This is a genomic window from Pseudomonas sp. CBZ-4, from assembly GCF_000346755.1.
GTDB lineage: Bacteria > Pseudomonadota > Gammaproteobacteria > Pseudomonadales > Pseudomonadaceae > Aquipseudomonas.
This window is the reverse complement of the sequence record NZ_ANNV01000171.1, coordinates 55304-62476: the sequence shown is the minus strand read 5'-3', so window position 1 is coordinate 62476 and position 7173 is coordinate 55304. Positions and strand designations below refer to the sequence as shown.

The following is a 7173-nucleotide window of genomic DNA, read 5'->3' as shown; positions in this document are numbered from 1 at the left end:
TGATACACCGAGGTGCCTGCATCGCAGGCAAGCCAGCTCCCACATTTAGTTTTGTGTAAGGCTCAAAGTTCGCATGCGCTGTAATACTGCATTCAAGCCGTTGCTGCGCGAGGGTGACAACTGGCGGGAAAGGCCCAGTTGATTGAACCAGTCGGGCAAGTCCACGGCCTGCAACTCGGCAGTCGACAACCCATTCACCCGCACCAGCAACAACGCCACCAAGCCGCGAATCAGCCGAGCATCACTGGCAGCAGCGAACTGCCATTGCCCATCCTGCAAGCGCCCCACCAACCACACCAGACTTTCACAGCCCTGCACCAGGTTGGCCTCAACCTTATCTTCAGCAGCCAGGGCCGGCATACGTTCGCCCCATTGCATCAGCATCCGCGCGCGCTGCTCCCAGCTACCCACGGCCTGGAACGCTTCAAGCGCTGTCACTGCATCGACCGGCAAACTCATCGCAACATATCCAGGGCCTGATCCAGCGCCTCAAAAAACCGTTCCAGGTCGTCGGAATCGTTATACAGCGCCAGCGAAACGCGGATCGCCCCCGACAAATGCATCGCCTTGAGCAGCGGCATCGCACAATGATGACCGGCGCGTACGGCAATGCCTTGCTCGGTGAGCAGGTGCGCAAGGTCGGCGTTGTGCACGCCCTCGACGACAAAACTGACCAACGCTACTTGAGGCGCGCCCAGCACCCGCACGCCATTGCGCGCGTTGAGCCCGCGCAGCAGGTAGTCATGCAGCGCCGCTTCATGGGCGATCACCGCTTGCTGATCCAGCGAGCTCAGGTAATCCAGGCTGGCGCCCAGCCCGATCACGCTGGCAATCGGCGGCGTGCCGGCCTCGAACCCCAGCGGCGCCGGGCGGAAGCTGGCGCTGTGGTAATCGGCCTGTTGCACCATCTCACCGCCAAACTGCCAGTGGCGCAGGTGATGCAGGGCCTCATTGCGAGCGAACAACACCCCGACGCCGTCCGGGCCGTAGAGCTTGTGGCTGGAAAACACGTAGAAGTCGCAGCCCAGGGCCTGTACGTCGTGGCGACCATGGACGATGCCTTGGGCGCCGTCGATGACCGTCAGGGCGCCGTGGGGCTGGGCCAGTGCGAACAGGGCCTCCAGCGGTTGCCACGCTCCGAGCACGTTGGACAACTGGCTCACCGCCAGCAGGCGTGTGCGCGGGCCGATCAGCTTGGCGGCGGCGGCGAGGTCAATCACGCCGTCATCGCCAAGGGGCAATACCACCAGCTCCAAGGCGCGGCGTTTGGCCAGTTGCTGCCAGGGCAGCAGGTTGGCGTGGTGTTCCAGGGCGCTGATGACAATCTCATCGCCCGCATTGAATAGATGCTCCAGGCCGTAGGCCAGGAGGTTCAGCGCAGAGGTTGCGCCGTGGGTGAACACGACCTGCCCGCTGTCACCTGCGTTCAACCACTGGGCGACCTTGCTGCGGCTGTCTTCGAACGCCTGGGTCGCATGGGCACCCGGCAAATGCTGGGCACGGTGCACATTGGCTGCGCCATTGGCGTAGTAATGGCTGATGGCATCCAACAGGGCCTGGGGTTTTTGCGTGGTGGCGGCGTTGTCCAGGTAGGTCTGGTCTTGCCGTTGCAGGGTGGCGATGGCCGGGAAATCGGCGCGCCAGGGAGAGGGCACTAGCATGGTGTTCAAGACTCGTATAAGCGAGCCCCAGGATCGGGGCCCGCTAGGGGCATCGAGTGGCTGCTTAGTTGTGAGCGTGCAGCGCTTCGTTCAGTTCGATGGCCGATTTGTGGGTTTTGCACTCCACGGCACCGGTCTCGGAGTTGCGGCGGAACAGCAGGTCCGGCTGGCCGGCCAGGTCGCGTGCCTTGACCACCTTGACCAGTTGGTTCTGCTCGTCCAGCAGCGCGACCTTGGTCCCGGCGGTGACGTACAGGCCCGACTCCACGGTGTTGCGGTCGCCCAGCGGGATACCGATACCGGCGTTGGCGCCGATCAGGCAGCCTTCGCCGACCTTGATCACGATGTTGCCGCCGCCCGACAGGGTGCCCATGGTGGAGCAACCGCCGCCCAGGTCCGAACCCTTGCCGACGAACACGCCAGCCGACACGCGGCCTTCGATCATGCCCGGGCCTTCGGTGCCGGCGTTGAAGTTGATGAAACCTTCGTGCATCACGGTGGTGCCTTCGCCCACGTAGGCGCCCAGGCGCAGACGCGCGGCGTCAGCGATACGCACGCCGGCCGGGACCACGTAGTCGGTCATTTTCGGGAACTTGTCCACCGAGAACACTTCCAGTAGCTCGCCACGCAGGCGTGCTTCCAGCTGGCGTTCGGCCAGTTCGCTGATGTCGATGGCGCCCTGGCTGGTCCACGCGACGTTTGGCAGCTGCGGGAACACACCGGCCAGGCTCAGGCCGTGGGGCTTGACCAGGCGGTGGGACAGCAGGTGCAGCTTGAGGTAGGCCTCAGGCGTGGAGGTCAGCGCGGCGTCTTCGGCCAGCAGCGTGGCAACCAGCGGGGTGTGGCTTTCAGCCAGGCGGCTGAGCAGGGCGGCTTGGGTGGCATCGACGCCTTTCAGTGCGTCGGCCAGTTGCAGGGCCTGGGTGACGGTGAAGGTGATCGCCTGGTTGCCTTCGGTGTAGCCGAGGATCGGCGCGATGGCTGCGACGATTTCCGCCGAAGGATTGAGCAGCGGTTGTGCGTAAAACACTTCCAGCCAAGCACCTTGGCGGTTCTGAGTGCCGACGCCGAAGCCCAGGCTGAACAGGGAATTGGACATGCTGTTACCTCTACAAAAATGGAAAGGGCTGGCCTACTTGAGGGCCGCCGAATAACTATCTGGCTTGAAGCCAATCAGGGTTCTGTCACCGAGATCGAGCACCGGACGCTTGATCATCGAGGGTTGTGCGAGCATCAATTCAATGGCTTTCGACTGATCGAGATCGGCTTTGCGTTCGTCTTCGAGTTTGCGAAAGGTGGTGCCCGCACGGTTCAAAACCACCTGCCAACCGTGCTCGTTGCACCATTGGGTCAAGTGTTCGCGGTCGATACCGGCCGTTTTGTAGTCGTGGAACTCGTAGTTCAGACCGTGCTCATCGAGCCAGGTGCGCGCCTTTTTCATGGTGTCGCAGGCTTTGATGCCGAAAAGGTGCAAGGTTTTGCTTGAAACGGTCAAGGAATTGCCCCCCTTTGGACCAACGGAAACGAAAGGTCACGGATTATGCCACGACCGGCGGCCTGTGGTGCCGCTGTCATGCTGGTGTGCGACTTATGTGCAAATGCCAGGCGCCAGCCAGGCCGGTAATATAGCCGGGTAATATGGCACTTCAACGGCCAGTCGTTGCCTCAAGTGTGTCTTCGCAAGTCGATTGTCCGGGAACCCCGCGTTATGCAAACCGCCTACACCGTTCTTATCCTGCTGATGCTGGTCAGCGTGTCGCGTCTGGTCGGGCGTGTCATACCGTTGCCGTTGCCCCTGGTGCAGATCGGCGCAGGTGCCTTGCTGGCCTGGCCGACGCTGGGGCTGCATGTAGCACTGGACCCGGAGTTGTTCCTGTTTCTGTTCCTGCCGCCGCTGTTGTTTTCCGATGGCTGGCGCATGCCCAAACGCGAATTGTGGCGGCTGCGCGGGCCGATCCTGACGTTGGCGGTGGGGCTGGTGCTGTTCACCGTGGTCGGCGCCGGGTACTTCATTCATTGGATCTTGCCGACGATCCCGCTTCCCGTAGCCTTCGCCCTCGCGGCGGTGTTGTCGCCGACGGATGCCGTGGCGGTGTCGGCCATTTCCCAGAACCGTTTGCCCACGCCGCTGATGCATATGCTGCAGGGCGAGGCCCTGATGAACGATGCTTCGGGCCTGGTGACCTTCAAGTTCGCCCTGGCGGCGGCGTTGACCGGTGTGTTCTCCCTGGCGGACGCCAGCCTCACCTTTGTGCTGGTGGCGGTCGGTGGCCTGGCCGTTGGCGTGGCGCTGAGCTGGCTGGTGGGCCGCTTGCGCACCTGGATGATCGCCCGTGGTTGGGACGACCCGGCAACCCATGTGGTGTTCATGTTGCTGCTGCCATTTGCCGCGTATGTGCTGGCCGAGCGCCTGGGCGCCTCGGGGATTTTGTCGGCGGTGGCGGCGGGCATGATGCAAAGCTGGCTCGACCTGTTGCCGCGCCAGACCAGCACGCGTTTGCTTAACCGTAGTGTCTGGTCGCTGCTGGAGTTTGCCTTCAACGGCTTGATCTTCCTGCTGCTGGGCCTGCAGCTGCCGGACATCATCAAGGCGGTGGTCAGCCATGAGCCGACGCTGTGGCCGACGTTGTTGTACCGCTGCCTGGACGTGGTGGCGATCTTCCTGGTGTTGCTGGTGCTGCGCTTTGTCTGGGTGCAGAGCATTTGGCGGCTGTCGGGTTTGCTGCGCAGGCTGCGTGGCAAAGGCGAGCTGACGCTGGTGCCAACGGCGCGCTCATGCTGGTTGCTCACCGTCGGCGGCGTGCGCGGAGCGGTGACGTTGGCCGGTGTGATGTCGGTGCCGCTGTTGCTGGCGCCGGGGCAGGACTTTCCCGAGCGTGACCTGCTGATCTTTATCGCCGCCGGGGTGATTCTGTTATCGCTGATCGCCGCGTGCATCGCCTTGCCGCTGTTATTACGCGGTGTCGAAAAGAGCCCCGATGAGAAGCGCCACAACGAGGTTCGCGAGGCCTGGAAGAAAACCGCGGTGGCGGCGATTCATGCCCTAGAAACCGAGGAACTCGCTGAAACCGAAACCCAGGACGCCGCCCAGGCAGCATTGGCGGCCGAGTTGAAGGCACGCTTGATGTCGGAATACCGTCATCAGTTGGAAGTGTTCAACGATTCGGCCGAAGCCCAGGCACTGGCGCAGCAGATGGACCTGCTTGAACGCAAGTTACGCCTCAAGGCCCTGCGGGCGCAGCGGTTGGAGTTGTATAGCTTGAGCCGTCATCACCAGATTGGGGATGACGTGCTGAGGGAGGTGTTGGCCGAGCTGGATATGAGTGAGGCGAATCTGGGTACGTTGAAATAGGGCGTCAGCGCGGCGCTATCGGTTTTTAGGATAGAGGTCACTGATGAACTGTTTGTCGGTTTCGGACAGTTCATAGTTGTCGGATGTGGGCGTGTTGTTAGTGAAGTAGGTCCCCGGCATGCCGTAGTGCATGATCGAGCGCGGGTCATACTGAGAAAAATAAACCTGCCGAGGATCAAATTTTTTCAGTATTTGCTCGTCAGCCTGTTGCCTGGGTTGGTTGTAGCGATCGTGATCTTCATAGACGTTTTCTGCATTGAACTCCAGCGTCCGGTAGGGATGTTGGTGCTCATGCTTCAAGCCCAGGGCATGGCCGAACTCATGGGCCACCGTCTGGCTGGTTTTTGTACCCAAGCCGTGTGCAAAACCGATAAACATCGTGGGCTTGTGGGCGGGAACCTTCTTCGCATTTACGCCGACTGTCGATGAGCCTCCATAGGAATTATTGTCCGCTGCAATCCTGATATCGGCGTCGGGTGATTGGGTGAACTCAAACGTCAGATTGACATGAGGCGCCCACTTATTGATGTTGTTTTTGGTGAATTGCTCCTGCTCCGGCGTCATGCCAGTCAACGAGATCTTGAGTGTCGAGTGTTGTGGCCAAAGGTCCGCAGGGAATGCCACGCCACGTTTTTTTCTACTGAGTGCGGATGTGTTCGGTGCCTGGTTGTTGTAGGCATGCTCAGGGGCGGCGGCTGTTGGATAGGCAGTAGGGTTGATGCTCAAAATGCATGGCCTCGCTGGCGAAAGGAGTTTGGAGACCCTGTAGTGGCGCTGATTGAGGGAAACGTTCCAACGAGGAGTGGCTGAATATCTGTGGCGCTGTAGGAAATGCCCAGCACCCGCACTGCATTGCACAGTGCGGGCGTGTTTGATTACTGCCGACGTTGAATAAACGCGCGAATCCGCTCCGCCGCTTCCACACACTCCGCCAACGGCGCAACCAGCGCCAGGCGCACACGTCCGGCACCCGGGTTGAAACCGTCCACTTCCCGTGACAGGTAAGAACCCGGCACCACGGTCACGTGTTCTTCCACGAACAGGTCACGGCAGAACGCGGCATCGTCGCCTTTCACATTCGGCCACAGGTAGAAACCACCGTCCGGGCTCTGTACGTCCAACACAGGCTTGAGGATCGCCAGTACGGCGTCGAACTTCTCGCGGTACAGGTCGCGGTTGGCCAATACATGGGCTTCGTCCTGCCAGGCAGCGATGCTGGCCAGCTGGGTTTGCACCGGCATCGCGCAGCCGTGGTAGGTGCGGTACAGCAGGAAGGCCTTGAGGATGTCGGCGTCGCCGGCCACAAAACCGGAGCGCAGGCCCGGCAGGTTGGAACGCTTGGACAGGCTGTGGAACACCACGCAACGCTTGAAGTCTTCGCGGCCCAGTTCGACGCAGGCGCTCAGCAGGCCCGGCGGCGGGGTTTGTTCGTCAAAGTACAGCTCGCTGTAGCACTCGTCGGCGGCGATGACGAAGTCGTATTCGTCGGCCAGGGCGATGAGTTTTTTCAGGGTCTCGACCGGGATCAGCGCGCCGGTCGGGTTGCCGGGGGAGCACAGGAACAGGATCTGGCAGCGTTTCCAGGTGTCCGGCGACACGGCGTCGAAGTCCGGGTTGAAGTCATTGGTGTCCAGGCACGGCAGGTAGTGCGGCTTGGCCCCGGCGAGGAACGCGGCGCCTTCGTAGATCTGGTAGAACGGGTTCGGGCTCACCACCAGCGCGTCGTCGCCACGGTTGACCACGGTCTGGGTGAAGGCGAACAGCGCTTCACGCGTACCGTTGACCGGCAGGATATTGCGCGCCGGGTCGAGCCAGCCCTTGGGCACGCTGAAACGGCGTTCGCACCAGGCGCCGATGGCCTCGCGCAGCGCCGGGATGCCGAGGGTGGTCGGGTAGACGGCCATCTGGTCGAGGTTGTCGGCCAGGGCCTTGGCGACGAACTCCGGGGATTTATGCTTGGGTTCGCCGATGGACAGCGCGATCGGGCGTTTGGCCGGGTTTGGCGTAACGCTGCCGAGCAGGGCGCGCAGTTTTTCGAACGGGTAGGGCTGCAGCTGGTTCAGGGCGTTGTTCATGTAAGCCTCTATCACGGTGCGCGCGGACCTTGTGGGAGCTGGCTTGCCTGCGATGCAGGCAACGCGGTCTACCCGCTACTCCGCG

General features: G+C 61.9%; 7 protein-coding genes. 1 reads left to right on the top strand and 6 read right to left on the bottom strand.

Going from position 1 to position 7173, the window contains the following annotated elements; all coding sequences use genetic code 11:
* Window positions 1-45: 45 nt before the first annotated feature.
* The 4 genes from B348_RS0126935 to B348_RS0126920 form a co-directional block, all read right to left on the bottom strand.
* Window positions 46-459, bottom strand: coding sequence for a SufE family protein (locus B348_RS0126935; protein ID WP_017739126.1), 414 nt, complete (start codon window positions 457-459; stop codon window positions 46-48).
* Window positions 456-1661 (bottom strand): aminotransferase class V-fold PLP-dependent enzyme, encoded by a 1206-nt coding sequence (locus B348_RS0126930; protein ID WP_017739125.1) that lies wholly within the window; start codon window positions 1659-1661, stop codon window positions 456-458. Before B348_RS0126930 ends, B348_RS0126935 begins: the two co-directional genes overlap by 4 nt.
* 64 nt (window positions 1662-1725) lie before the next feature.
* Window positions 1726-2760, bottom strand: coding sequence for a 2,3,4,5-tetrahydropyridine-2,6-dicarboxylate N-succinyltransferase (gene dapD, locus B348_RS0126925; RefSeq protein ID WP_017739124.1), 1035 nt, complete (start codon window positions 2758-2760; stop codon window positions 1726-1728).
* Between the two features lie 33 nt (window positions 2761-2793).
* On the bottom strand, window positions 2794-3156 hold the full coding sequence (locus tag B348_RS0126920) for an ArsC family reductase (RefSeq protein WP_017739123.1): 363 nt from the start codon (window positions 3154-3156) through the stop codon (window positions 2794-2796).
* A 213-nt stretch (window positions 3157-3369) separates the two neighbouring features.
* Here B348_RS0126920 and B348_RS0126915 point away from each other — a divergent pair, with 213 nt between their 5' ends.
* Window positions 3370-5013: a Na+/H+ antiporter gene (locus B348_RS0126915; protein WP_017739122.1), complete on the top strand. Its 1644-nt coding sequence runs from the start codon at window positions 3370-3372 to the stop codon at window positions 5011-5013.
* 15 nt (window positions 5014-5028) lie between these two features.
* Here the strand turns inward: B348_RS0126915 and B348_RS0126910 are convergent, their stop codons facing one another.
* Entirely contained in the window at window positions 5029-5739 is a 711-nt protein-coding gene (locus B348_RS0126910) for a M12 family metallopeptidase (protein ID WP_157356565.1), read from the bottom strand.
* 149 nt (window positions 5740-5888) lie between these two features.
* Window positions 5889-7088 carry a succinyldiaminopimelate transaminase gene (gene dapC / locus B348_RS0126905; protein WP_017739120.1) on the bottom strand — a complete coding sequence of 400 codons (1200 nt, stop codon included), beginning with the start codon at window positions 7086-7088 and terminating at the stop codon, window positions 5889-5891.
* Window positions 7089-7173 lie beyond the last annotated feature (85 nt).